Annotated in this window: 17 protein-coding genes; 6 read left to right on the forward strand and 11 right to left on the reverse strand. The window is 63.7% G+C overall.

Annotation, left to right across the window (positions count from 1 at the left end; all coding sequences use genetic code 11):
- Positions 1–2 precede the first annotated feature (2 nt).
- From Q0799_RS06320 to Q0799_RS06335, 4 genes are read left to right on the forward strand one after another with little or no spacing between them, the layout of a single operon-like run.
- Positions 3–647, forward strand: a complete 645-nt coding sequence (locus tag Q0799_RS06320) for a GTPase domain-containing protein (RefSeq protein ID WP_298395840.1) — start codon at positions 3–5, stop codon at positions 645–647.
- On the forward strand, positions 644–1,849 hold the full coding sequence (locus Q0799_RS06325) for an ATP-binding protein (RefSeq protein ID WP_298395843.1): 1,206 nt from the start codon (positions 644–646) through the stop codon (positions 1,847–1,849). The genes Q0799_RS06320 and Q0799_RS06325 overlap by 4 nt, the downstream gene beginning before the upstream one ends.
- Entirely contained in the window at positions 1,846–4,089 is a 2,244-nt protein-coding gene (locus tag Q0799_RS06330; RefSeq protein WP_298395846.1) for an ATPase, T2SS/T4P/T4SS family, read from the forward strand. The genes Q0799_RS06325 and Q0799_RS06330 overlap by 4 nt, the downstream gene beginning before the upstream one ends.
- Positions 4,090–4,091: 2 nt before the next feature.
- On the forward strand, positions 4,092–6,065 hold the full coding sequence (locus tag Q0799_RS06335; protein WP_298395849.1) for a bacteriohemerythrin: 1,974 nt from the start codon (positions 4,092–4,094) through the stop codon (positions 6,063–6,065).
- On the opposite strand, the gene Q0799_RS06340 is transcribed toward Q0799_RS06335, so the two are convergent.
- The 3 genes from Q0799_RS06340 to Q0799_RS06350 all read right to left on the reverse strand — a co-directional run bounded on the left by Q0799_RS06340 (position 6,062) and on the right by Q0799_RS06350 (position 10,684).
- Positions 6,062–7,138: a GGDEF domain-containing protein gene (locus Q0799_RS06340; protein WP_298395852.1), complete on the reverse strand. Its 1,077-nt coding sequence runs from the start codon at positions 7,136–7,138 to the stop codon at positions 6,062–6,064. The genes Q0799_RS06335 and Q0799_RS06340 overlap by 4 nt on opposite strands.
- 121 nt (positions 7,139–7,259) lie before the next feature.
- A complete protein-coding gene (locus tag Q0799_RS06345; RefSeq protein WP_298395855.1) occupies positions 7,260–8,897 on the reverse strand; it encodes an electron transfer flavoprotein-ubiquinone oxidoreductase in 1,638 nt (545 codons plus the stop codon).
- A gap of 8 nt (positions 8,898–8,905) precedes the next feature.
- A complete protein-coding gene (locus Q0799_RS06350; protein WP_298395858.1) occupies positions 8,906–10,684 on the reverse strand; it encodes an acyl-CoA dehydrogenase C-terminal domain-containing protein in 1,779 nt (592 codons plus the stop codon).
- A gap of 278 nt (positions 10,685–10,962) precedes the next feature.
- Between Q0799_RS06350 and Q0799_RS06355 the strand changes: the two genes are divergently transcribed.
- Positions 10,963–12,990 (forward strand): PAS-domain containing protein, encoded by a 2,028-nt coding sequence (locus Q0799_RS06355; RefSeq protein WP_298395861.1) that lies wholly within the window; start codon positions 10,963–10,965, stop codon positions 12,988–12,990.
- Positions 12,987–13,730: a response regulator transcription factor gene (locus Q0799_RS06360; protein WP_298395864.1), complete on the forward strand. Its 744-nt coding sequence runs from the start codon at positions 12,987–12,989 to the stop codon at positions 13,728–13,730. Before Q0799_RS06355 ends, Q0799_RS06360 begins: the two co-directional genes overlap by 4 nt.
- A gap of 4 nt (positions 13,731–13,734) precedes the next feature.
- Here Q0799_RS06360 and fusA read toward each other — a convergent pair whose 3' ends face one another.
- The 8 genes from fusA to Q0799_RS06400 all read right to left on the reverse strand — a co-directional run bounded on the left by fusA (position 13,735) and on the right by Q0799_RS06400 (position 26,266).
- Positions 13,735–15,786, reverse strand: a complete 2,052-nt coding sequence (gene fusA, locus Q0799_RS06365; RefSeq protein ID WP_298395868.1) for an elongation factor G — start codon at positions 15,784–15,786, stop codon at positions 13,735–13,737.
- Positions 15,787–15,820: 34 nt separating this feature from the next.
- Positions 15,821–16,147 (reverse strand): hypothetical protein, encoded by a 327-nt coding sequence (locus Q0799_RS06370; RefSeq protein ID WP_298395871.1) that lies wholly within the window; start codon positions 16,145–16,147, stop codon positions 15,821–15,823.
- Positions 16,147–17,505, reverse strand: a complete 1,359-nt coding sequence (gene glmU / locus Q0799_RS06375; protein ID WP_298395874.1) for a bifunctional UDP-N-acetylglucosamine diphosphorylase/glucosamine-1-phosphate N-acetyltransferase GlmU — start codon at positions 17,503–17,505, stop codon at positions 16,147–16,149. Before glmU ends, Q0799_RS06370 begins: the two co-directional genes overlap by 1 nt.
- A gap of 29 nt (positions 17,506–17,534) precedes the next feature.
- A complete protein-coding gene (locus Q0799_RS06380; protein WP_298395878.1) occupies positions 17,535–18,269 on the reverse strand; it encodes a YEATS-associated helix-containing protein in 735 nt (244 codons plus the stop codon).
- Positions 18,270–18,363: 94 nt separating this feature from the next.
- On the reverse strand, positions 18,364–19,833 hold the full coding sequence (locus Q0799_RS06385) for a glutamate synthase subunit beta (protein ID WP_298395881.1): 1,470 nt from the start codon (positions 19,831–19,833) through the stop codon (positions 18,364–18,366).
- Positions 19,833–24,470, reverse strand: coding sequence for a glutamate synthase large subunit (gltB, locus tag Q0799_RS06390; RefSeq protein WP_298395884.1), 4,638 nt, complete (start codon positions 24,468–24,470; stop codon positions 19,833–19,835). Before gltB ends, Q0799_RS06385 begins: the two co-directional genes overlap by 1 nt.
- 183 nt (positions 24,471–24,653) lie before the next feature.
- Positions 24,654–25,736, reverse strand: a complete 1,083-nt coding sequence (gene aroB / locus Q0799_RS06395) for a 3-dehydroquinate synthase (protein WP_298395887.1) — start codon at positions 25,734–25,736, stop codon at positions 24,654–24,656.
- Entirely contained in the window at positions 25,736–26,266 is a 531-nt protein-coding gene (locus tag Q0799_RS06400) for a shikimate kinase (RefSeq protein ID WP_298395890.1), read from the reverse strand. Before Q0799_RS06400 ends, aroB begins: the two co-directional genes overlap by 1 nt.
- Positions 26,267–26,318 lie beyond the last annotated feature (52 nt).

Raw genomic sequence — 26,318 nt, forward strand, 5'->3', positions numbered from 1 at the left:
GCATGCCCGAACTGGACGACAAGCGCCTGAGTTTCAAACTGGTCTATTACGGACCGGCGCAAAGCGGCAAGACGACCAATCTCCTGCGTCTGCACGACCTGCTGGCGCCGGAATTGAAGGGTGAGGTGATGACCATGGAAACGCAGGACGACCGCACCTTGTTCTTCGACCTGCTGCCGCTCGGCTTTCGGGCGCCGTCCGGCCTGCTGATCAAGTGTCGCCTGTTCACCGTGCCCGGCCAGGTCGCCCATGACGGAACGCGCAAGGCCGTATTGTCGCGCGCCGACGGCGTCGCCTTCATCGCCGACAACCAGCGCGACCAGGAAACCAACAATGCCGAATCCTTCCGCAGCCTGACCGAGAACTGCGCCCGCGTCGGCATCGATTTCGAACGCCTGCCGCTGCTTGTCCAGTTCAACAAGTGCGACCTGCCCAGCGCCGTCCCCGAAGCCGAAATCCTCGGCCGCTGGGGCAACACGCCGTGGCCGGTGCATTTCGCTTCGGCCCTGCACGGCCGCGGCGTACGCGAAACCTTCGCCACCCTGCTCAGCCTGCTCTACCACCGCCAGAACGCGGCCTGCGGCCTGGCCGAACAACACGGACTGAGCGAAGCGGCCTTTGTCGCAGGCCTGCTGGGACAGCCATGAGCGACGCCAATTTCGACCGCGAATGGCAACTCGGCGACCTGCTCGATCCGGCCCAGCTGGCGCGTGTCGGCGGCGCATTGACCACCTTGCTCGGTGGCGATTGTGCCATTGCCGACGGCAACGGCAATGCCCGCTTCGGGCGGATCGCGCCCGGCGCCCGGCACCGGGCGGTTGCCCTGGAGCTCGAGCCGGTGGCCGTTGTCTACAGCGCCAGCGCCGACGACCGACAACTGGCCGCCGCCGGCGAACTGCTGCATGGCATCCTGCGCACCCAGGTGCGTTATCACATGGCCTCGGCACTCCACCTGGAAGCCGTGGCCGAGGATTTCGAATCCCTGAAGCGCAAGCATGCCCACCTGCAGGCGTCGGAAGCACGTTACCGCCAGCTCGCGGCCGAGCTCGACGCCCGCGTCAAGGCCCAGGTCGCACAACTCGAGGAGCGCCAGCAGATGCTCTACGAAGCCGAAAAACTGGCCTCAGTCGGTCAACTGGCTGCCGGCATGGCCCACGAGATCAACAATCCGCTGGGCTTCGTGCGCAGCAACCTGAGCAGCTTCCAGCGCTACCTGACGCAGTTTTCCAGCCTGCGCGAACGCCTGACCACGGACCTGCCGGCCTGGCAGGCCCTGGACCTCGATTTCCTCATCGAAGACGGCCGCGAACTGCTGCACGAAAGCGACCAGGGACTCGAGCGCATTGCCCGCATCGTCGGCGACCTCAAGGCCTTTTCCAATGTTGACCGCGCCAGCGAGGCATTCACCGACATCAACGAATGCATCCGCCAGGCGGCGGCCGTCATCGAAGCGCAACTGCCACCCGGCATCGGCCTGCAACTCGACCTGCTGCCCATGCCGTCGATGGTCTGCCTGCCCGGCCATCTCAAGCAGGCCCTGTTCAACATCCTGCGCAATGCCGTCCAGGCCGTCAGCGACAGCGGCAAACCCGGCACCATCAAGGTCAGCTCGCAGGCCACCGCGGACACCCTGTCCATCCGCATCCAGGATAGCGGCGTCGGCATGCGTGCGGATCAGCTCGAACACGCTTTCGAACCTTTCTACACGACCCGCGGCGTCGGCCGCGGTGCCGGTCTGGGCCTGTCCACCGCGCGCAGCATCGTCCTCGCGCATAGCGGGACCATTTCCCTGAGCAGTCGGCCGGATGCCGGCACCACCGTCACCATCGACTTTCCCGCCCCGCCATGACCGACTACTCCAACCTGTTTACCGGCAAGACCCCGGCCGCCCAGGCGCCGGCCAGCCATCTGACGCCGCCGCGCTACCGGCTGCTGATCGTCGATGACGAGCCGGGCATCGTGCGTGCCCTGAACCGCGTCTTCCGCCAGGAGAATTACGAGGTGGTGACGGCCGGCAGCGGCGAGGAAGGCCTGCAACGCATGGCCGAAGGCAGCTTCCACCTGGTCATCAGCGACTTCATGATGCCCGGCATGGACGGCGCCCGCTTCCTGCGCGAGGTCAAGCAGCGCTCGCCGGACACCATCCGCATCATGCTCACCGGCCACGCCAACACCGATGCCGTGATGGGGGCGATCAACGAGGGCGCGGTCTACAAGTTCATTCTCAAACCCTGGAACGACGACGACCTGCGCGTGACCGTCGCCCTGGCCCTCGAACAGTACGACCTGATCAGCCGCAACCGGGCGCTGAAGGCCGAGAACGAAAAGAAGAGCAAGGAAATCTGGGCCCTGTCGCGCCTCGCCGCCTCCAACCGCAGCCGCCTGGGCATCATGCTGCACAAGCAGAACCTGCTGTCCACCGCGCAGCTGCAGGAACTCAGCCAACTCCAGGAACGCCGGAAAGAAGCGCTGATCGTCCTGTTGCTGGAAAAGGACTGGGTCCCGGAACGCCGTATCCGCCAATTGCTGAAAAGCGAGATGCTGATCGACGAGGTGCAACTCCCCGAGTTCCAGGTCGACAAGGCCCTGACCGAGCTGATTCCGCACAGTTTCTGCAGCCGGCAGCTGGTGGTGCCGCTGAAACTGCAGGGCCGGCGTCTGCTGCTGGCCATGGCCGACCCCCTCGACGAAGGGCTGATCGAGGAAATCCGTTTCACCGCCGGCCTCGACATCGACACGGTCACCGCCGACATCGCCGACATCCGGCGCAAGATCGACGAAATCTACGGCAAGGACGACGAGGTCGATTTCAAGGAACTGGAAACCCTGGTTGGCTCCCCCGATCCTTACGAAGGCATCGAAATCGTCATCGAGGACAGCGACGATGCCCGCCTCGAGGACCTGCTGCGCGACACCGAGGCGCCGCCGGCGATCCGGCTGGCCAACGCGATCATTCTCGAAGCCATCCGCCTGGGCGCCTCCGACATTCACATCCAGCCCCGGACCAAGAGCGTCGTCGTACGTTACCGCATCGACGGTGTGCTCACGGACAAAATCCAGATACCGCACCAGCTCCACCAATCGCTGGTGTCGCGCCTGAAGATCATGGCCGAGCTCGACATCTCCGAACGCCGCCGGCCGCAGGATGGCCGCATCACGGTGAAGACGCCGATGCGCATGGTCGATCTGCGCATCTCGACGCTGCCGACGATCAACGGCGAGAAGATCGTCATGCGCATCCTCGACCGCAACGGGGCGGTGCACTCGCTCGACGGGCTCGGTTTCGCCACCGACGACCTGCGCCGTGTCAGCGACATGGTCGCCCGGCCGCAGGGCATCATCCTCGCCACCGGACCGACCGGCAGCGGCAAGACCACGACGCTGTACTCGCTGCTCCAGCACGATGCTACGCCGGACAAGAATTACGTCACCATCGAGGACCCGGTCGAGTATTACCTCGACATGGCCGGCCAGGTGCTGATCCGGGAAAAGATCGGTCTGACCTTCCCGAGCGTGCTGCGCGCACTGCTGCGCCAGGACCCGGACGTCATCCTGCTCGGCGAGATACGCGACTTCGAGACGGCCGAAGTGGCCTTTCACGCTGCCCTGACCGGACACATGGTCTATTCGACGCTGCACACCAACTCGGCCATCGCCACCATTGCCCGCCTGTTCGACCTTGGCCTCAAGCCCTACGTCATCGCCACCGCACTCGAAGGCATCATCGCCCAGCGACTGGTCCGCCGCGTCTGCCCGGAATGCGCCACCATCCGGGAGGCTGACCCGGCACTGCGCGCCCGTCTTGGCGCGGCCTTTTCGACAATCAAGCAAACCAGCCAGGGCACCGGCTGCAACCATTGCCACGGCAGCGGCTACAAGGGGCGGATCGGCATCTACGAGGTACTGACCCTCGACGACCATCTGCGCGACCGCATTGCCGGCAGCGCGAGCATCCATGAAATCCGTCGTCTGGTCCGCCAGAAGGGACAACGCAACATCGCCCACCACGCCGCCGAACGCATTGCCGCCGGCGCCACCACCTTTGAAGAAGTCCTGCGCGTACTCGGCCCGCAGGCCGGAGAGGATTGAACATGGATGCCTTTGTCTGGGACCAACGCTACATGACCGGCGAAGCGCAGGTCGACGGCGAACATCAGGAACTGGTGCGCATCATCAATGCGCTGATCGACCTGCAGTCAAGATACGCCTCACCCGAAGCGGTCGCGCAGGTACTCGACCAGCTGGTGAATTATGCAGTCGTGCACTTCGCCCACGAAGAAGCCCTGATGGCCGAAAGCCACTGCGATCCGCGCTTCGTCGAGCGCCACGTCGCCGTCCATCGCAGCTTCGCCGAACAGGTCGTGCGCCTGCGCGACTCGTCCGCCGATGGCGGCGACCTCGAATACCTGCTCAACTTCCTGACCAGCTGGCTGGCCCAGCACATCCTCGGCATGGACAAGGCCATGGTCCGCCAGATCGAACTGATCCGCGGCGGCAACAGTCCGCAGGCGGCCTACGACGCCGCAGCGAAGATCACCACCGACCCGGCGACGTCGAGCATGCTCGACGCGATGGCCTCGCTCTACCGCATCATCAGCGCCCGCAACGACGCCCTGAGCGAACTCAACCGCAGCCTGGAAGCCAAGGTGGCGGAGCGCACCGAGGCCCTCAAGGAAAGCAACCGGCGCCTGCTCGAATCCGAGCACCGGCGCGCGACCGAAACCCGGCGCAACCTGGAACTGTTCCTGTCGCAGATCATCGACGGCGATCCCGTGCCGACCCTGGTGATCGATGCCTCAAACCGCATCACCCACTGGAACAAGGCCTGCGCCAACATCAGCGGGCTACCGGCGGAACGCATGGTCGGCACCTGGGATCAGTGGAAGGCCTTCTATCCCGAGGCACGACCGATCATGGCCGACCTGATCGTCGACGGCAGCCTGGAGGAGCGTTTCGACACCTATTACCACAACATCTTCCGCCGCTCGAAGACCATCGAGGATGCCTTCGAGGCAGAAAATTTCTTCCCCAACCTGGGCGAGAGCGGGCGCTGGCTGTTCTTCACCGCCGCTCCGATCCGCGACGGCGAAGGCCGCGTCATCGGCGCCATCGAAACCCTGCAGGATGTCACCGAACGTCACCTGGCCCAGGAAGAACTGCTGAAATACCAGGGACAACTGGAAGCCCAGGTCGAGGCCCGGACCCACGAACTGGCCAACGCCAACCGTCAGCTGGAGCAAGAGCAAGCTGAACTGACCGCCCTGCTCGGCAAGATCGACGAAGCCCAGCAACAATTGCTGCAATCGGAAAAAATGGCGGCCATCGGCCAGTTGGCGGCGGGTGTCGCCCACGAAATCAACAACCCGATCGGCTTCGTCAATTCCAATCTGGGTTCGCTGAAAAGCTACACCGCCAACCTGTTGCGCCTGGTCGACGCCTACGAGAGCGGACAGCCGCAAGCCATCGCCACCGCCCGCCAGGCCGCCGATCTGGAGTTCCTGCGCGAAGACCTGCCGTCCTTGCTGGCCGAATCGCAGGAAGGCCTCGACCGGGTGACCCGCATCGTCCAGGATCTCAAGGATTTCTCCCGCGTCGACCAGGCCGAACACCAGCGGGCCGACCTCAACGCGGCCATGAACAGCACGCTGAACGTGGTCCGCAACGAACTCAAGTACAAGGCCGACGTCATTCTCGAACTCGGCGACATCCCGGAAATCGACTGCGTGCCGGCGCAACTGAACCAGGTCTTCATGAACCTGCTGGTCAATGCCGCCCAGGCCATCCCCGAGCGCGGCAAGATTTTCGTGCGTTCAGGCGTCGAACGCGATCACGTCTGGTTCGAGATCGAGGACACCGGCACCGGCATGTCGGCGGAAACCCGGCAACGCATCTTCGAACCTTTCTTCACGACCAAGCCGGTCGGCAAAGGCACCGGACTGGGCCTGTCGATTTCCTACGACATCATCGTCAAGCGCCACCACGGACGCCTGGATGTCAATAGCGAGCCCGGCAAGGGAACAACCTTCCGCATCTGGCTGCCGATCGTCCAGTCGTCGGAAACCTAGAACAGTTCGGTCTCGCCGTAGCTGGGGCTGGCGAAGGTGCCGCGCTCGACCAGTTCGTGGAAGTCGTAGATGCGGTTGCGGCCGTCCTGCTTGGCCTGGTAAAGGCTACGGTCGGCCCGGCTGAGCACTTCCACCGGCAGGACTTCGGGATCGACTTCGGCGTAGCCGATGCTCACAGTCATCGATTCGATGCGCGGAAAGACATGCGCTTCGATCGCCAGGCGGACGCGTTCGAAGACATTACGGGCAATGGCATCGTTCTCGGCCGAGATGATGGCGACGAACTCCTCGCCGCCGTAACGGTAGAGCAGGTCCGAGGAACGAAAGGTGGACTGCATCAGGCGCGCCGCCAGCAACAGGATTTCGTCGCCGACCATGTGGCCGAAGGTATCGTTGATGCGCTTGAAATGATCGACGTCGATGACCGCCAGCCAGAACTTGCCGGACAACTGGCTGCGCCGTCCGTCGGCACGCTCCTGGAAGCTGTCGGGCCGCGCCATTGCCGACCAGATGCGTTCGAAATTGTTTTCCAGCGCCTGCCGGTTGAGCAGTCCGGTCAAGCGGTCGCGCTGGCTGACATCAAGCAGCGCGTAGTAATTCGAGAATACTTCGAGCACGCCGCGGATCGTCGCATCCTCGTTGGGCGAGGCTTCGCGGTCGCGCTTGAAGACGAAGTAACCGCGCACTTCGTTGCCGCCAAGCAAGGGATAGGCAATCAGCATCTCGCCGTCGAGCGCCCGCGTGCAGGGCTTGCCGAGCAGGCGGACGTTTTCGGTCAAGGCAATGACCTCCTCCGGCACTTCGGAAACCTGGACGATTTCCTCTATGCGCTCGACCATGCGGGCGACACCGTCGGCCTCGACCACTTTGGAGCGGTGGTAGTGGATCACCCGCGCCAGCAACTGGGCATCGTCGAGCCGGTACAGCGAGGTGTCGAGCACGCCGAGCAGCGGGCCGAGCGTACGCAGCAGGCTTTGCTCAAGCAGCTCGGTATCGCGGATCGAAGTCATCATGCCCAGCTTGCCGAGCAAACCCGGTACCCGGAACTGATTGGCGTTGGTCAACATGCGCATGAACTTGTTTTTTTGGGAAAATGGTCCGACATCATACAAAAAAAACGGGGCCCGTGGCCCCGTAAAAGGAAAGAGACTCGGTCGATTGCTGTTCTCCCTGGTCTCTTGCGCAGAGTAAACGTCACATGTTCGGGTAATTCGGCCCGCCACCACCTTCCGGTACCGTCCACACGATGTTCTGGGTCGGGTCCTTGATGTCGCAGGTCTTGCAGTGCAGGCAGTTCTGCGCGTTGATCTGCAGGCGCGGCGCGCCTTCGTCTTCACCGAGGATTTCATAGACGCCGGCCGGGCAGTAACGGGTTTCCGGCGCGCCGTACTTGGCATAATTTACCGACAGCGCCACCGAAGCGTCCTTGAGGCGCAGATGGCTCTGCTGGTTTTCCTCGTGATTGGTCGCCGACAGGAAGACCGACGACAAACGGTCGAAGGTCAGCTTGCCGTCCGGCTTCGGATAGTCGATCCTGGCGTACGCCGTCTTGCTGCCCAGCTGGCTGTGATCGTCGTGGTGGGCGAAGGTCCACGGCGCCTTGCCACGGAACAGGAAGGTGTCGACGGCGCCATAGGCGATGCCGCCCCACAGGCCCCACTTGAACGCCGGGCGGATGTTGCGCACGCGATGGAGTTCGTCCCACAACCAGCTTTGCCTGACCTGCGTGCTGTAGCCGGTCGCTTCCATGCCCCAGTCTTCCCGCGCCAGCAGTTCCAGCACGGCGTCGGCGGCGAGGATGGCCGACTGCATGGCCATGTGCGTGCCCTTGATCTTGGGTACGTTGAGGAAGCCGGCGGTATCGCCGACCAGCAGGCCACCGGGGAAAGTCAGCTTGGGCACCGACTGGAAACCGCCTTCGGACAATGCCCGGGCGCCGTAGGAAATGCGCCGGCCGCCCTCGAAGAAGCCACGGATCGAGGGATGCGTCTTGTAGCGCTGGAATTCCTCGTACGGCGACAGCCAGGGATTCTTGTAGTCGAGACCGACGACGAAACCGACGGCGACCAGATTGTCTTCCAGGTGATAAAGGAAGGAACCGCCGTAGGTGTCGTTGGTCAGCGGCCAGCCGACCGAATGCACGATCAGCCCCGGCTGGTGCTTGGCCGGGTCGATTTCCCACAGTTCCTTGATGCCGATGCCGTAGGTCTGCGGGTCGGCGCCGTCGCGCAGCTTGAAGCGCTCGAACAGCTCGCGCGTCAGCGAACCGCGACAGCCTTCGGCAAAAATCGTCTGGCGGGCGATCAGTTCCATGCCCGGCTGGAAGTTGTGGCCGGGCTGGCCGTCCTTGCCGATGCCGAGGTCGCCGGTGGCGACGCCCTTGACCGAACCGTCCTCGTGATAGAGCACTTCGGCGGCGGCGAAGCCGGGATAGATCTCGACGCCGAGCGCCTCGGCCTGCTCGCCCAGCCAGCGGCAGAAATTGCCCAGGCTGACGATGTAGTTGCCATGATTGGCCATCTGCGGCGGCGTCGGCAGCTTGAACGAACCGCCCTCGGTGAGGAACAGGAAACGATCCTCACCGGCCGGCGTGTTCAGCGGCGCACCGCGTTCCCGCCAGTCCGGGAACAGTTCGGCCAGCGCCCGGGTCTCGATGACGGCACCGGACAGGATATGGGCGCCGATTTCCGAGCCCTTCTCGAGCAGGCACACCGACACCTCGCGACCGGCGGCGGCCGCCTGCTGCTTGAGGCGGATCGCCGCCGACAGCCCCGAGGGGCCGCCGCCGACGATCACGACATCGTATTCCATCGCATCGCGATCAGTCCGCATGATGGCGCTCAGAACAGGTCTTCGGCCAGGCCGAGTGCGGACGCCGCACCGCCCATGACTTCGGCGGCGTAGGCAGCGGCAAACGGCAGCTGGTGGGCGGCGAAGTAATCGGCCGTCGCCAGCTTGGCGCGATAGAAGGGATCGGCATCGCCGGCCGCGATACGGGCCGCGGCGACCGCAGCCGACTTGGCCATCAGCCAGCCGCCGGTAACGATGCCGGTCAGCTTGAGGAAGGGCACCGAACCGGCATGCACGGCCTGCGGCTGCTCGGCGTAGGTGGCGAGAATCCAGTCGGTGGCGCTGTTCAGCGCGGCAGCGGCAGCCTTGAGGTTGGCGCCCATGCCGGCCAGTTCGCCGCTCGCCGCCAACTCGTCGGCGGTGGCATTGATTTCGGCGAGCATGGCCTTCATACCGGCACCCGGCACCTTTTCACGGGCCAGCTTGCGGCCGACCAGATCGTTGGCCTGGATCGCCGTCGTGCCTTCGTAGATGGTGGTGATGCGCGAATCGCGGTAGTACTGCGCGGCCCCCGTTTCTTCGACGAAGCCGACACCGCCGAAGACCTGCAACGCGGTCGACGACAGCTCGACACCCTGCTCGGTGCTCCAGCCCTTGACCACCGGCGTCAGCAGGTCGATGCGCGCCTGCGCGGCGGCATCGCCGGCGTGCGCCTTGTCGATCTGGGCGGCGGCGTAATAGGCCAGCGTGCGCATGGCTTCGGTACGGGCCTTGCATTCCATGAGCAGGCGGCGAACGTCCGGATGGTGCAGGATGGGTTTCTTCTCGCCCGACTTGTCACCGATGATGGCGCCCTGGATGCGCTCCCTGGCGTACCACAGCGCGTGCTGGTAGGCGCGCTCGGCAATGCCGACGCCTTCCAGGCCGACATTGACGCGGGCGTGGTTCATCATCGTGAACATGTAGCCGACGCCCTTGTTTTCCTCGCCGATCAGGTAGCCGATGGCACCTTCCTTGTCGCCATAGGACATCACCGCCGTCGGGCTGCCGTGGATGCCGAGCTTGTGTTCGAGCGAGGCGCAGACCAGGTCGTTGCGCGCACCGAGCGAACCGTCGTCATTGACCAGGAACTTCGGCACCAGGAACAGCGAGATGCCCTTCAGTCCCGGCGGCGCATCCGGCAGGCGGGCGAGGACCAGGTGAATGATGTTTTCGGCGACATCGTGTTCGCCCCAGGTGATGAAGATCTTGGTGCCGGTGATGCGGAACGTGCCGTCGGCGGCGCGCGCGGCCTTGGTGCTGATCGCCGCCAGGTCGGAACCGGCGTTCGGCTCGGTCAGGTTCATGGTGCCGGTCCAGGTGCCTTCGACCATCATCGGCAGGTACTTCTGCTTGAGTTCGTCGGACGCGTGGTGGGCAATCGCCTCGATGGCGCCGCCGGTCAGCATCGGACACAGCGCGAAGGCCATGTTGGCCGACTTCCACATTTCGTTGACCGCCATCGTCACCGCCGCCGGCAGCCCCTGGCCACCGTATTCCGGCGAGAAGGGCATGGCGTTCCAGCCGGTTTCGCAGAACAGCTGGTAGGCGTCCTTGAAGCCGGGCGAGGTGGTGACCACGCCGTCCTTGACTACGGCGCCCTGATTGTCGCCATTGCGGTTGATCGGGTCGAGCACGCCGGAAGCAAACTTGGCGGCTTCCTCGAGAATCGATTCGACCAGGTCGACCGAGCATTCCTCGTTGCCGGGCAGGGCGCAGATCTCCTCCAGACCGGCGATATCCTTGAGCACGAACTGCATGTCACGCAGCGGGGCGATGTAATTACTCATTCACAGCTTCCTTTCAGGGTAGACGGCACCCGTGGCGAACAGGCGCCCGGCAGTCCGCAAACGCGGACCTGGCTACGACATCGGCTGAAAAGGATGGCCGGACCTGACGGCCCGGCCCATCTCCTCTCGTTACTTGCTTGGAGTGCTGTTCTCCCTTTATGCAAGTCTTATTTTTTGGTGGCAGAAGCATCGCAGAACACTCTTGCGCAAGTATTGGCGCAATGTAACGAATCATTGCAGACTCTGCCAATGATTGCGCCATGTTCTAGAATCCGGCGATGCCATTCACCGCCCCGCCCGCCGAACCCGCCCGCTGCCAGGACATGCTGCAGGCCGGCCTCGACCTGCTCGACCAGGGCATCAGCGTCTTCGACGACCAGTTGCGCCTGGTCGCGTGGAACCGCCCCTTCCTCGATCTGCTCGAATTTCCGGCGTACCTGGCCCGGGTCGGCACGCCCTTCGCCGACTTCATCCGCTACAACATCGACCGCGGTGAATACGACGCCGGCGATGCCGAAGCGCTCCTGGGCGAACGCCTGGCCGCCGCCGGCGCCTTCGCCGCCCATGTCAGCGAACGCCGCCGCCCCAACGGCCGGCTGCTGTTGCTGCGCGGCGAACCGTTGCCGCACGGCGGTTTCGTCACGCTCTACAGCGACGTCACCGAACAACGCTACCTCGAGCACCTGAGCGAACACCAGAACCTGCAACTCGACGAGAAGGTTCGCCGGCGCACCGCCCAGCTCGAAAACGCCAACGCCAACCTGCGCCGGGCCAATGCCGAGAAGGAGCAGATCGCCGCCGCTCTCGGCCGCAGCGAGGCGCGCTTGCGCCTGATCAACGACACCATCCCGATCCTGATCGGCTACGTCGACCACAACGAGATCTACCAGTACGCCAACAAAGGCTATTCGGACTGGTACGGTCTGCCGGAAGGCCAGGTCACCGGGCGCTCGGTGATCGAGGTGACCGGCCCGGAAGTCTATGCCCAGGTCGGCGATTACGTGCGCCGGGCGCTGGCCGGCCAGCAGGTGAGTTACGAGTACCACATGCAACGCCAGGGACAGCAGGTCTTCGCCCACAGCACCCTGGTCCCGGAGCGCGGCACGCAGGGCGAAACCCTGGGCTTCTTCGTTTTTTCGCACGAGATCACCGAACAGAAACGCATGCAGGCGGCGCTGCTGCAGGCGCAGAAGATGGAAGCCATCGGCCAGCTCACCGGCGGCCTCGCCCACGACTTCAACAACCTGCTCACGGTCATCATCGGCAACCTTGCCGCCCTCCGCGACCAGCGCCCGAACGACCCGGCACTGGCCGACTTCGTCGATCCGGCGTTGCAATCGGCGCGCCGCGGCGCCCAGTTGATCAAGCGCCTGCTCAGTTTCTCCCGGCAACAACCGCCGGAGCCGCAGGCCGTGGCGATCAGCCGCCTGATCGACGACCTCGGCCGGCTGATCCGTCGTTCCTTGCCGGAAAGCATCGGCATCGCCATCCGCTGCGACGATCCCGGACTTTACGCGCGGGTCGATCCGGCGCAACTGGAAAGCGCCCTGCTCAATTTCGCCGTCAATGCCCGAGATGCGATGCCCGACGGCGGCCGGCTGGAAATCTCCGCCCGCGCCCTCAGGCTGGCGACCGACGCCGCCGGCTACGACTGCCCGCCGGGCGACTACGTGTGCATCGAAGTCAGCGATACCGGCTGCGGCATGGACAGCGAGACGCTGGCCCGTGCCTGCGAACCCTTCTTCACCACCAAGCGCCTCGGCCTCGGCAGCGGTCTCGGCCTGTCGATGGCCGCCGGCTTCATCGGCCAGTCGGGCGGCGGCATGCGCCTGTCGAGCACCCCCGGCAATGGCACGCAGGTCAGCGTCGTCCTGCCGGCCACGGCAGCCCCGCTCGCCATTCCTTTGCCGGACGATCCCGGACTACCGGAAGCCAGCGGCGAACTGGTCCTGCTCGTTGAGGACGACCCGAGCGTCCGCCAGGTCGTCCGCCAGCAGTTGATCGACCTCGGCCACCCGGTCATTGAGGCCGAAGACGCCGACCAGGCATTGACGATGGTCGGGCAGATTCCCGACATCGGAATTGTCGTCAGCGACATCCTGATGCCCGGCAGTTGCAACGGCCGACAGATGGCAGAACAGATAAAAAGAGATCACCCGCAGATGCGCATCGTGCTGATGAGCGGCTACGCCGACGAAGAGGGGCCGCGCCAGGAGCAGAACCAGCAGCCCATCCTGGCCAAGCCCTTCGTCCGCCAGGAACTGGCGGAAGCCCTGCGCCACAGCGGCAACAAGGAGAGACAATGAAGGACAGCGTGAAGGACAACGACGGCGGCAAGCTGATTGCCATCGTCGAGGACGACCCGGACGTCGCCCGCATCATCGAACAGGTACTCGCCGATTTCGGCTTCCGCACCGCCTGGTGCCGCAGCGGCGGCGACCTGTTGCGACGCCTGCGCAACCTGTCGCCGGTATTGTGCATCATCGACCTCGGTCTGCCCGACATGGACGGCATCGAAGCCATGCAGCGCGTCCGCGCACAGACCAATTGCGGGATCATGATCCTGACCGGCCGGGCCCACGTCAGTGACCGGGTGATGGGGCTGGAACTGGGCGCCGACGACTACATGCTCAAGCCCTTCGAGCCGCGCGAACTGGTCGCCCGGGTACGCAGCATCCTGCGCCGCCGGGAAACGGTCAGCGACACCCCACCCAGCCAGATCGCCTGTTTCGGCAACTGGCGCTTCAATCTCGGCAACAACACGCTATGCGGCCAGGACGGTGAAGAGCATGTGCTGAGCAATGCAGAAGCCGAACTGCTCAAGGTTTTCGTCAATCACCCCAACCGCATCCTGCAGCGCGAGAAGCTGATGGGCACGCGCGACGTCAGCCCGAGCGACCGCGCCATCGACGTGCGCATCTCGCGGCTGCGGCGCAAGCTCGAACCACAGACCGACAGCCCGTCGTTCATCAAGACCGTGTACGGCGCCGGCTACCTGTTCCTGGCTGCCGTCAGCTGGGCCGATAACGGCCCGACCGACGGCTGAGGACTTACTCGTCTTCGTCGTGCAACTGGAAGCGGCTGGCCAGTTGCTGCTGCAACTGCGGCGGTACCGGCGCGTAACGCAGAAAGTCGATGCTGTAGCTACCCTGGCCGCCGGTCAGCGATTTCAGTCGTGACTGGTAGTCGTTGAGTTCGGCCAACGGCACTTCGCCGGTGATCAGCGCCAGGCCGCGCCCGCGGCTTTCGGTACCGGTGACGTGGCCGCGGCGTCCGGAAAGATCGCCCGAGAGATCACCGATGTTGGCCTCCGGAACGACGATCTCGATACTGACGATGGGCTCCATGACGATCGGCCGGGCGTTGCGGATGGCCTCGATCACCGCCTTGCGGCCGGCGATGGTGAAGGCGACTTCCTTGCCGTCGACGGCGTGGGTCTTGCCATCGAAAACGGTGACCTTCAGATCCTCGACCGGGTAGCCGGCAACGACACCGCCGGCCAACGCCTGGCGCACGCCCTTCTCGACCGCCGGCATGAAGACGCCAGGAATCACCCCGCCCTTGACCGCGTCGACGAACTCGAAACCCTCGCCGCGCCCCTTGGGCTCGATACGCAGATGCACTTCGCCAAATTGCCCGGCGCCGCCGGACTGCTTCTTGTGCCGGTGCATCGCCTCGGCCGGCGCGGTGATCGTCTCGCGGTAGGGGATGCTCGGCGGGCGGGTGTCGACTTCCAGTTTGTACTGCCCGGCCATGCGCGCCAGCTTGGCCTTCAGATGAATCTCGCCAAGGCCGCGGATCACCGTCTCGTTGTTGCCCGGATGCCGCTCGACGACGAAGGTCGGATCTTCCATCGCCAGCTTGCCGAGGATTTCGAATAGCCGCTGCTCGTCGCCCTTCTTGCAGGTTTCCACAGCCAGCCCGGCCATCGGCCGGGGAAAGGCCAGCGGCGTCAGGTGGATATGGTCCTCGTCGTGCGAATCGTGCAGCACGCAATCGAAGACGATATCGTCGACCTTGGCCAGGGCACCGATATCGCCGGGCTGCAGGCTGTCGACCTCGATGCAATCCTTACCCTGTAAACGATAGAGGTGGGCGACCCGGAAGGCCCGTTTGCCGTCGCCGGCAAACAACTGCATGTCCTTGCGCAGCGTGCCCTGATGCACGCGGAAGACCCCGATCTTTCCCATGTAGGGATCGGCAATGACCTTGAACACATGCGCCAGCACATGCTTTTCCGGATCCGGCACGGCGGCGAAGGCTTCGACTTCACCGCCGGGTTCGCCGCGATAAAACAGCGGCGGATTGCCCTCGGCCGGGCTCGGTGCCAGGCTGGCCAGTACGTGCAGCAATTCGCCGATGCCGGCACCGGTTTTCGCCGAGGTGAACAGCACCGGAATCAGATGCCCTGCGCGCAGGGCCTTCTCGAACGGGGCGTGCAGTTCGGCGCCGGCCGGGTCGGCGCCGTCTTCGAGATAACGCGCCAGCAGGTCTTCGTCTTCCTCGACGATCTGGTCGATCAACTCGCGGTGGGCGGCGGCAACCGACGCGAAATCGGCATCGCCGGCGTCGTGCTCAAGCACTTCGACGACATCGGCGCCACCATGGGCCGGCAGGTCGAGCAGCATGCACTCGCGGCCAAAACGTTCGCGGATGTCGGCAAGCAGGGCCGGCAGATCGACGTTATCGGCGTCGATCTTGTTGATGACGATCATCCGGCACAACCGGCGCTCGGCAGCGAGCTGCATCATCCGCTCGCTCATGACCTCGATGCCGGCCTGGGCATTGATCACCAGCACCATGGTATCGACCGCCGCCAGGGCGGCGATGGCCTGACCGGCGAAATCCGGGTAGCCCGGCGTATCGATGGCATGGATGCGGCAACCTTCATGCTCGAACGAGAAGACCGCGCTGCTCAGGGAATGCCCGGCTTCCTTTTCCTGGGCATCGTGATCGCAGACGGTATTGCCCTTGTCGACGCTGCCGCGCGCCGGAATCGCACCGGCGGCATGCAACAGGGCTTCGGCCAGGCTGGTCTTGCCGGCCGAACCGTGCCCGACCAGGGCAATGCTGCGTAGGGAATCGGGTGTGTAGCTGGACATCGTCTTCTCCCTGAACAAATTGTCAAACGAAGGCTCAGTAGCGCATCTTGGCTGCCTCGGCCATCTCCGCCACCAGTCGTTCCGCAAAATACGGGCCGTAGCCAAGAATCAGGAGCGCCGCCAGCGCCAGCAGGACAAGCGCACCGATCAACTGATAGCGGGCCCGGCGGAATTCCTCACCCCGGGTCCACGCGAACCATAAGGGCCCGGCCACCGGCAGCAGGATCACCGGCACCGCAAAGCGCCAGCCGAAATTCAGCGCCGCCGGCAGCGTGTTGATGTAGCCGACCAGCAGCAGCGCGGCACCGCAGGCCAGCAGCAGCGACGAGGCCATGGCAAAGGTGACGAACCAGGCATCCATTATTTCTTCTCCTTGACCGGACGTTGCCAGCCGCTCAGGGTGATCTGCTTGGCCCGCGACACGGTCAGTGCATCGGCCGGCGCATCCTTGGTCAGCGTCGTCCCGGCGCCCAGGGTTGCCCCGCGGCCAACGGTAACCGGCGCCACCAGCTGGGTGTCCGAACCGATGAAGACATCGTCTTCGATGATGGTCTTGAACTTGTTGGCGCCGTCGTAGTTGCAGGTGATCGTACCGGCGCCGACATTGACCCGCTGACCGATCTCGGCATCGCCGATGTAGGCTAGGTGATTGGCCTTGGACTGGGCGCCGATACGGCTTTTCTTCACCTCGACGAAATTGCCGATATGGACTTCCGGTCCCAGTTCGGTTCCCGGGCGCAGGCGGGCGTAAGGCCCGAGGATGCCATCCGGACCGATGACCGCGTCTTCGAAGTGGCAGAAGGCGGCAATCCGCGTCCCGGCACCGACGCGAACGTTCTTGAGCACGCAGTAGGGACCGACCTCGACCGCGTCGCCCAAGTCGACCGTCCCTTCGAAAACACAACCGACGTCGATGGCGACGTCGCGACCATGGGTCAGTGTGCCGCGCACGTCGATGCGTGCCGGGTCGGCCAGGCGGACCCCGGCAACCAGCAGATGGTCGGCGATATTGCGCTGATGCTGGCGCTCCAGTTCGGCCAGCTGGACCTTGCTGTTGACCCCGAGCACCTCCCATTCCCCCGCCGGCTGTGCGGTACTGACCGGCAAGCCTTCGGCGACGGCCAGGGCGACGATGTCGGTGAGGTAGTACTCGCCCTGGGCGTTGTCGTTCTTCAAGGCACCCAGCCAGTCGGCCAGCCGCGCCGTCGGCATCGCCATGATGCCGGTATTGACCTCGGCAATGGCCTTCTGCGCAGGCGTCGCATCCTTTTCTTCGACGATGCTGCGCACCCGGCCATCCGCATCGCGGACGATGCGGCCGTAACCGGCGGGATTGGCCAGGTTGACCGTCAGGACAGCCAGGCCGTCACCGGCGGCATGCAGCAGACGCTTCAGGGTTTCCGGCGTGGTCAACGGCACATCGCCATAGAGCACCAGGGTCTGTCCGGCGCCGCCGAGCTGCGGCAGCGCCTGGGCCAGCGCGTGGCCGGTCCCCAGTTGCTGAGCCTGTTCGGCCCAGCCGATGTCCGGTGCCGCCACCCTGGCCTGCACCACATCGCCGCCATGGCCACGCACGACGACGAGTTTTTCCGGAGACAACGTGCGTGCCGTGTCGATGACGTGGGCGAGCAATGGCTTGCCGGCGACGGGATGCAGGACCTTGGGCAGGTTCGAGTGCATGCGCTTGCCCTGGCCGGCAGCGAGAATGACGATATTCATGAAGCCGTTCTGCTTGTTTGAAATGGTTTTCAGGCGCTCTTGCGGTCACCCTGGGTGCCCAGCAGTTCATCCAGCACGGCCTTGCCGCGCTGCGAGACGAACCAGTGCAGCACGTTCTTGTCGTTGATCCGGGTCTCGATCACGCCGAGTGACTTCATCACGGTCAGACGCTGACTGACGAATTCACGCGGCAGGCCGGTACGATCACAGACGCCGGCCAGATTGCCATAGACGAAGCTTTCTTCGGCCAGGGCGCGGAGGATTTCGACATCGTTGTACGACAGGACTTCGCGCGGATCGACCTCCTTGGCTTTCGGCACTTCCGGCTCGGGCTTGGGCGCCGGCACTAGCAGGGCCTCATCGCGTTTCTGGCGCAACTGTCCGACATCGCGGCGCACCTGCTCCATCTGGCCGAGCAGGCGATGCGCCAGATTCTCGAACAGGCGTCGTGAAGCGACCACATAAATCAGGCAGAAGCCGGCGAAGACGTAGAAATCGACCGGCTTGGTCCGCGCCCCTTCGAGCAGGGTGCTGGAAATCATGTTCAGGAAAAGTGGAACGGTGAGCGCCGCCACCATGCCGAACACCGGGTACTTGATCCAGTCCTTGCCGCCCGACTCCGCCTGACGCTCGGCCAGGAAATAATTCGCCGCGCCGCCCAGAATACCGGCCAGGATCATGATCCCCAGAATCAGCAACATGTGACCGTCAAGGCCACCCGCCGGCATGGTGATCTGGAATGCAGTTTGTAAATTATTGTTCATGTTGCCCCCTTTGGAACGATTCCACATTTTCACATAAACAAAAACCCCGCGGGTCGAAACCGGCGGGGTTTTGCCATAGTGTCACGGAAAAAAATCAGCGGGGCAGTGCGGTCGTTCCCATCAGGAAGGCATCGACTTCGCGGGCGGCCTGACGGCCTTCGCGGATCGCCCAGACCACCAGCGACTGACCGCGACGCACATCGCCGGCAGCGTAAACGCCGTCGACGTTGGTGCGATAGCAGCCTTCGCCGTCGGTCGTTGCCTTGGCGTTGCCACGGCCGTCCTTGTCCACGCCGAAGGCGTCGAGCAGGCTGGCAACCGGATTGACGAAGCCCATGGCGAGGAACGCAGCGTCGCACGGCAACTCGAATTCCGAACCGGCGATCTCGCTCATCTTGCCGTCCTTCCATTCGACACGCACGGCCTTGAGGGCCTTGACGTTGCCCTGGCCATCGTCGATGAAGGCCTTGGTGGCGACGGCGAACTCGCGCACGGTTTCACCTTCCTTGTGCGACGACGAGGTGCGCATCTTCAGCGGCCAGTACGGCCAGACCAGCGGCTTGTCTTCCTGCTCCGGCGGGGCCGGCATCAGTTCGAACTGGGTCACCGAGGCGGCGCCGTGACGATAGCTGGTACCGACGCAGTCGGAGCCGGTATCGCCGCCGCCGATGACGACGACGTGCTTGCCCTTGACGTTGATCGGATTCTTGATGCCCTGCTGGACTTCCTTGTTCTGCGGAATCAGGAATTCCAGGGCAGCATAGACGCCCTTGAACTCACGGCCCGGCACCGGCAGATCGCGCGGCACTTCGGAACCGGCGGCCAGGATCACCGCGTCGAAATCCTTCTTCAGCTGTTCGGCGGAAACCGTCTCGGTCGCATCGTTGTTGATGCCGGCCGGGATGGCCTTGTCGCCGACGATGACCTTGGTCCGGAAGACCACGCCTTCGGCTTCCATCTGCGCGACGCGACGGTCGATCACCGACTTGTTCAACTTGAAGTCGGGAATGCCGAAGCCGAGCAGACCACCGATCCGGCTGGACTTCTCGAACACGGTCACGTCGTGGCCGACGCGTGCCAGTTGCTGGGCCGCGGCCATACCGGCCGGGCCGGAGCCGACGATGGCGACCTTCTTGCCGGTCTTGGCCTTCGGCGGCTGCGGCACGACCCAGCCCATTTCCCAGCCCTTGTCGATGATGAAGTGCTCGATCGACTTGATGCCCACCGGCGCCGCGTTGATGCCCAGCGTACAGGCAGCTTCGCAGGGTGCCGGACAAATGCGGCCGGTGAAGTCGGGGAAGTTGTTGGTCGAATGCAGCACTTCCAGCGCCTGCTTCCAGTTGCCCCTGTAAACCAGATCGTTCCAGTCCGGAATGATGTTGTTCACCGGGCAACCGTTGTTGCAGAACGGAATGCCGCAATCCATGCAGCGCGCGCCCTGGGTCTTTGCGGCGTCGTCAGAAAGGGTCTGGACGAACTCCTTGTAGTGGGTCAGGCGCTTTTCAACCGGTTCGTAAGCCTCTTCCAGGCGCTCGAACTCCATGAAACCCGTCGGCTTGCCCATTATGCGGCCTCCTTGCGTGCAGCAGCGGCCATCTCGGTGAGGGCGCGCTTGTATTCATGCGGATAGACTTTGACGAACTTCTCGCGGCTGGCTTCCCAGTCGGCGAGCAGGCGCTTGGCAGTGGCGCTGCCGGTGTACTCGGCGTGACGGGTGATCAGCTCCTTGAGCTGGACTTCGTCAGCCTGATCGCGGTGCAGCGGTTCGCCGGCAACGTGACGCGCCGCCGGCACCACCTTCTCCAGCGCCACCTGAGCCAGGTTGCAACGCTGCTTGAAGCTGCCGTCCTCGTCGAGCACGTAAGCGATGCCGCCCGACATGCCGGCGGCGAAGTTGCGCCCGGTCATGCCGAGCACGACGACGGTACCGCCGGTCATGTATTCGCAACCGTGATCGCCAACACCTTCGACGACCGCCGTGCCGCCGGAATTGCGCACGCAGAAGCGTTCGCCACCGACACCGGCGAAGAAGGACTCGCCCTCAGTCGCGCCGTACATGACGGTGTTGCCGACGATGATGTTGTGCTGCGTGTCGCCGCGGAAATCCGGGCTCGGTTTGATGATGATGCGACCGCCCGACAGGCCCTTACCAACGTAGTCGTTGCCTTCGCCGGTCAGTTCCAGCGTCACGCCGCGCGCCAGGAAGGCGCCGAAGGCCTGGCCGGCGGTGCCGGTCAGCTTGACGTGGATGGTGTCGTCCGGCAGGCCGGCGTTGCCGTAGCGCTTGGCGACCTCGCCCGAGAGCATGGTGCCGCAGGTCCGGTTGACGTTGATGATGCTCGTCTCGATCTGGACCTTCTGGCCCTTTTCGAGCGCCTTCTTGGCCTGTTCGATCAGCTTGTGGTCGAGCGCCTTGTCGAGGCCGTGATCCTGGCCTTCGGTATGGCGACGCGGCACGTCGGCCGGCACCTTGGGCTGGTGGAAGACCTTGGTGAAATCCAGGCCCTTGGCCTTCCAGTGCTCGATTCCGGCGCGCATGTCGAGCAGGTCGACGCGGCCGACCATGTCGTCGAACTTGCGGATGCCGAGCATGGCCATGATCTCGCGCACTTCCTCGGCAACGAAGAAGAAGTAGTTGACGACGTGTTCCGGCTGGCCGGTGAAGCGCTTGCGCAGTTCCGGATCCTGAGTGGCGACGCCGACCGGACAGGTGTTCAGATGGCACTTGCGCATCATGATGCAACCTTCGACAACCAGCGGCGCGGTGGCGAAGCCGAATTCGTCGGCACCGAGCAGCGCGCCGATGGCCACGTCGCGACCGGTCTTCATCTGACCGTCGACCTGCAGGCGGATGCGCGAACGCAGGCGGTTCAGCACCAGCGTCTGCTGGGTTTCGGACAGGCCGAGTTCCCACGGCGTACCGGCGTGCTTGATCGACGACACCGGCGACGCCCCCGTACCGCCGTCGAAGCCGGCGATCACGATGTGGTCGGCCTTGGCCTTGGCGACACCGGCGGCAACCGTGCCGACGCCGACTTCGGACACCAGCTTGACCGAGATCGAAGCCTGCGAATTGGCATTCTTCAGGTCATGGATCAGCTGAGCCAGGTCTTCGATCGAGTAGATGTCGTGGTGCGGCGGCGGCGAGATCAGGGTCACGCCCGGCACCGAGTGACGCAGCTTGCCGATGTACTCGGACACCTTGGTGCCCGGCAACTGACCGCCTTCGCCGGGCTTGGCGCCCTGGGCCATCTTGATCTGGATCTGGTCGGCATTGACCAGGTATTCGGTAGTGACACCGAAACGGCCGGAAGCCACCTGCTTGATCGCCGAGCGCAGCGAATCGCCTTCCTTGAACACGTAATCGCGTTCGATGCGCGAGGCACCGACGATTTCCGACAGGGTCTGGCCGGCCTTCAGCGGCTGGAAGCGCTTGGCATCCTCGCCACCTTCACCGGTATTCGACTTGCCGCCGATGCGGTTCATGGCGACCGCCAGCGTGGTGTGCGCTTCGGTCGAGATCGAGCCGAGCGACATGGCGCCAGTGGCGAAACGCTTGACGATTTCCTTGGCGGATTCGACTTCCTCAAGCGGAATCGGCGCCCCCTGCGGCTTGAACTCGAACAGACCGCGCAGCGTCAGATGGCGCTTGGTCTGGTCGTTGATCAGCTTGGCGTATTCCTTGTACGTCTCGTACTTGCCGGAGCGGGTCGAATGCTGCAGCTTGGCGATCGAATCCGGCGTCCACATGTGTTCTTCGCCACGGATGCGGAAGGCGTACTCGCCGCCAGCGTCGAGCATGTTGGCCAGCACCGGGTCGGCGGAGAAGGCTTCGTCGTGCAGACGGATGGCTTCCTCGGCGACTTCGAACAGGCCGATACCCTCGATGTTCGACGGGGTGCCGGTAAAGTACTTGTCGACCAGCTCCTTCTTCAGGCCGATGGCCTCGAAGATCTGGGCGCCGGTGTAGGACATGTAGGTCGAAATGCCCATCTTGGACATGACCTTGCACAGGCCCTTGCCGATCGCCTTGATGAAGTTCTTGACGTACTTGTCGGCCTTCTCGGCATCGCCCTTGGCCATTTCACCGATGGTTTCCAGCGCCAGGTAGGGGTGGACAGCTTCGGCACCGAAACCGCCGAGCAGGGCAAAGTGATGCACTTCGCGCGCCGAACCGGTCTCGACGACCAGACCGGTGCTGGTGCGCAGACCTTGCTTGACCAGATGCTGATGGATGGCCGAGGTGGCCAGCAGCGCCGGGATGGCGACATGCTCGGCATCGACCTTGCGGTCGGAGACGATCAGGATGTTGGCACCGGAACGCACGGCATCCTCGGCATCCGCCGCCAGCGAGGCGAGACGGGCTTCGATGCCTTCCTTGCCCCAGGCCACCGGATAGCAGATGTCGAGTTCGAACGAGCGGAACTTGTTCGAGGTGTACTTGCCGATGTTGCGCAGCTTTTCGATGTCGGTGCAGGTCAGCACCGGCTGCGAGACTTCGAGGCGGATCGGCGGATTGACGTCGACGGTGTTGAGCAGGTTCGGCTTCGGCCCGATGAAGGACACCAGCGACATGACCAGTTCCTCGCGGATCGGGTCGATCGGCGGGTTGGTCACCTGGGCGAACAACTGCTTGAAATAGGCGTACAGCGTCTTGTTCTTCTTCGACAGCACAGGCAGCGCCGAGTCGGTACCCATCGAGCCGGTCGGCTCCTCGCCCTGCTGGGCCATCGGCTCCAGAATGACCTTGGTATCTTCCTGGGTGTAGCCAAAAGCCTGCTGACGGTCGAGCAGCGACGCCGCCGAGGTGGCACAGGTTTCGTCGGCAGCCGGCACTTCGTCGAGCTTGATGCGGATCTTCTCGATCCACTCGCGATAAGGCTTGGCGTTGGCCAGCGAATCCTTGAGTTCCTTGTCGTCGATGATGCGGCCCTGTTCCATGTCGATCAGGAACATCTTGCCCGGCTGCAGGCGCCACTTCTTGACGATCTTCTTCTCGGGAATCGGCAGCACGCCGGATTCCGAGGCCATGACCACGAAATCGTCGTCGGTAACCAGGTAACGCGCCGGACGCAGACCGTTACGGTCGAGCGTTGCGCCGATCTGGCGACCGTCGGTGAAGGCCACGGCGGCCGGACCGTCCCACGGCTCCATCATGGCGGCATGGTATTCGTAGAAGGCACGACGGCTTTCGTCCATCAGCGCATGCTTTTCCCAGGCTTCCGGGATCATCAGCATGACGGCCTGCGCGAGCGAGTAGCCACCGCCCATGACCAGCAGTTCGAGGGCATTGTCGAAAGCGGCCGAGTCGGATTGACCGGGGTAATGCAGCGGCCACACCTTCTTCAGGTCGTCGCCGAGGATGGGCGAGGAAATCGCCTGCTCGCGCGCCTTGAACCAGTTGACGTTGCCGCGCACGGTGTTGATTTCGCCGTTGTGGGCGATGTAGCGGAACGGATGCGCGAGGTCCCAGGTCGGGAAGGTGTTGGTCGAGAAACGCTGGTGCACCAGGGCCAGCGCGGAAACGGTGCGCTTGTCCTGAAGATCGAGGTAATACTGACCAACCTGATCGGCCAGCAGCAGACCCTTGTAGTTGACAGTACGCGCCGAGAACGATGGCACATAGAATTCCTGGCCGTGCTTGAGGTGCAGCGACTTGATGGCGTTGGCGGCACGACGGCGGATGATGTACAGCTTGCGCTCGAAGGCATCGGTGACGAAGACGTCCGGACCGCGGCCGACGAAGACCTGGCGGATCACCGGCTCGGTGGCCTTGACCGTCGGCGACATCGGCATCTCGGCATTGACCGGCACGTCGCGCCAGCCCAGCAGACGCTGGCCTTCGGCAGCGATCGAACGCTCGATCTCTTCCATGCAGGCGTGGCGCGATGCGGCCTCCTGCGGCAGGAAGACCATGCCGACACCGTACTCGCCAGCCGGCGGCAGATCCACGCCCTGAGCCGCCATTTCCTCGCGGTAGAACAGGTCCGGAATCTGGATCAACAAACCGGCGCCGTCACCCTGCAGGGGATCGGCACCCACGGCACCGCGATGATCGATATTTTTCAGGATCAGCAGACCCTGCTCGATGATCGCATGGCTCTTCTGGCCCTTGACATGGGCAACGAAGCCCACGCCACAGGCGTCGTGCTCGTTGGCGGGGTCGTAGAGACCCTGCCGCTCAGGTACAGCCGATTCCATCACACGCATTCCTTCAACTAAGCTGGCCGTGACCTTGGCCAATCATGAAAAAGCCGGACGACGCCATACCGTCCGAAGATGCACAAAAATACAGGCAACCGTCGATTGTAGCGGATTAAGGCCTTCTAATTCAAGCAACTGGCCCGCACCAATGCCGTGCCCGCACGGCCGGACAAACACCAATCAGGTGCCGGCCTGGCGGATAGCCTCGGCGATCTGTTCATCGCTCGCCACATCCGACAAAACGGCCCGCCCGACTTCCTGCAACAGAACAAGACGCAAGCGTCCGTCCTGAACCTTCTTGTCGTGCCGCATCAATTCGAGATAACGCGCGACACCGAGGGGCGGCGCCACAACCGGCAAACCAGCCCGGGAAAAGATATCCCTGACTCGGAGCACATCCGCCGGCGCCAGCCACCCCAGTATTCGCGACAATTCACACGCAACCATCGTGCCCGCCGCCACCGCTTCGCCATGGAGCCAGGCGCCATAACCCAGCCCGGTTTCGATTGCATGGCCAAAGGTATGACCCAGATTCAGCAGCGCCCGCTCACCACTCTCGCGTTCATCGCGCGCCACCACTTCCGCCTTGTTGGCACAAGAACGTTCGACCGCATGAATCAGTGCCCCCTGATCGCGAGCCAGCAAGCGTTCGATATTGGCCTCCAGCCACCCCAAGAACTCCGGGTCGCGGATCAGGCCGTACTTGATGACCTCGGCCAGACCGGCTTTTAGTTCACGATCGGGCAGCGTATCGAGCGTCGAGATATCGGCCAGCACCAGACGCGGCTGGTAAAAGGCACCGATCATGTTTTTTCCGAGCGGATGATTGATCGCCGTCTTGCCGCCAACCGACGAATCGACCTGCGACAGCAAGGTCGTCGGCACCTGGATGAACGGCATGCCGCGCTGATAACAGGCGGCAGCAAACCCACCCATATCCCCGATGACACCGCCACCCAGCGCAATCAGCGGGGTATTTCGTTCACAATGCGTCCCCAGCAGTGCATCGAAAATCAGATTCAGGGTTTCCCAGTTCTTGAATGATTCACCATCCGGCAGAATCACCGTTTGGACGATCACCCCTCCCTGACGCAGAGTCTTGCTCAGACGTTCAAGATAGAGCGGCGCCACGGTTTCATTGGTAACAACCACTGCTTTCTTCGCCTTGACAGCAGGCAGCAGCAAATCGGCACGGTCAAGCAGCCCCGGACCGATGTGTATCGGATAACTGCGTTCCGCGAGCGAGACTTCGAGTGTACGCATCAGGTTTTCGTACATAGACGGCCAAACTCCCTCAGTAAATACTGCACCACCCCGGCCGCCACCAGTTGCCCGCCCTCGACGACAAGATTTGCCGTTTCACGGTACAACGGGTCCCTTTCGGCATGCAACGCCTCCAGGCGAGCCAACGGATCCTCGACCTGCAGCAGGGGCCGATTGCGGTCATTGCGCGTCCGTTGATACAGCATCAGCGGCGGCACGTTCAGGTACACCACCCAGCCACTTTCGCGCAGGCAACGGCGATTTTCCGCCGACAGCACCGCCCCGCCGCCCGTGGCCATCACGATATTCGACATCGTCGACAGTTCCGCGATGGTCTGTTGCTCCCGCTTGCGAAAGCCGTCCTCCCCCTCGATCTCGAAGATGGTGGGAATGGGCACCCCGGTACGCGCCACGATTTCGTGATCGGAATCGTAGAAATTTCTCTCCAGGCGCTTTGCCAACTGGCGCCCGATCGTCGTTTTGCCAGCCCCCATCAGGCCGACCAGATAGATATTGGTATGCGTGTTCACGCCGCGATTCTAGCCGACTCAGGCAAAGGAACAAAAAAGGCCGGCTAAGCCG

Source organism: uncultured Azonexus sp., assembly GCF_937982035.1.
GTDB lineage: Bacteria > Pseudomonadota > Gammaproteobacteria > Burkholderiales > Rhodocyclaceae > Azonexus.

What these genes read in the sequence shown, in the direction of transcription:
- Q0799_RS06330 (WP_298395846.1), top strand. Translation starts at nt 1,846, where the DNA reads ATGACCGACTACTCCAACCTGTTTACCGGCAAGACCCCGGCCGCCCAG.
- Q0799_RS06320 (WP_298395840.1), top strand. Translation starts at nt 3, where the DNA reads ATGCCCGAACTGGACGACAAGCGCCTGAGTTTCAAACTGGTCTATTAC.
- Q0799_RS06325 (WP_298395843.1), top strand. Translation starts at nt 644, where the DNA reads ATGAGCGACGCCAATTTCGACCGCGAATGGCAACTCGGCGACCTGCTC.
- Q0799_RS06380 (WP_298395878.1), bottom strand. Translation starts at nt 18,269, where the DNA reads ATGAACAATAATTTACAAACTGCATTCCAGATCACCATGCCGGCGGGT.
- Q0799_RS06345 (WP_298395855.1), bottom strand. Translation starts at nt 8,897, where the DNA reads ATGCGGACTGATCGCGATGCGATGGAATACGATGTCGTGATCGTCGGC.
- gltB (WP_298395884.1), bottom strand. Translation starts at nt 24,470, where the DNA reads ATGGAATCGGCTGTACCTGAGCGGCAGGGTCTCTACGACCCCGCCAAC.
- Q0799_RS06350 (WP_298395858.1), bottom strand. Translation starts at nt 10,684, where the DNA reads ATGAGTAATTACATCGCCCCGCTGCGTGACATGCAGTTCGTGCTCAAG.
- fusA (WP_298395868.1), bottom strand. Translation starts at nt 15,786, where the DNA reads ATGTCCAGCTACACACCCGATTCCCTACGCAGCATTGCCCTGGTCGGG.
- Q0799_RS06340 (WP_298395852.1), bottom strand. Translation starts at nt 7,138, where the DNA reads ATGCGCATGTTGACCAACGCCAATCAGTTCCGGGTACCGGGTTTGCTC.
- Q0799_RS06385 (WP_298395881.1), bottom strand. Translation starts at nt 19,833, where the DNA reads ATGGGCAAGCCGACGGGTTTCATGGAGTTCGAGCGCCTGGAAGAGGCT.
- Q0799_RS06360 (WP_298395864.1), top strand. Translation starts at nt 12,987, where the DNA reads ATGAAGGACAGCGTGAAGGACAACGACGGCGGCAAGCTGATTGCCATC.
- glmU (WP_298395874.1), bottom strand. Translation starts at nt 17,505, where the DNA reads ATGAATATCGTCATTCTCGCTGCCGGCCAGGGCAAGCGCATGCACTCG.
- Q0799_RS06370 (WP_298395871.1), bottom strand. Translation starts at nt 16,147, where the DNA reads ATGGATGCCTGGTTCGTCACCTTTGCCATGGCCTCGTCGCTGCTGCTG.
- Q0799_RS06335 (WP_298395849.1), top strand. Translation starts at nt 4,092, where the DNA reads ATGGATGCCTTTGTCTGGGACCAACGCTACATGACCGGCGAAGCGCAG.
- aroB (WP_298395887.1), bottom strand. Translation starts at nt 25,736, where the DNA reads ATGCGTACACTCGAAGTCTCGCTCGCGGAACGCAGTTATCCGATACAC.
- Q0799_RS06355 (WP_298395861.1), top strand. Translation starts at nt 10,963, where the DNA reads ATGCCATTCACCGCCCCGCCCGCCGAACCCGCCCGCTGCCAGGACATG.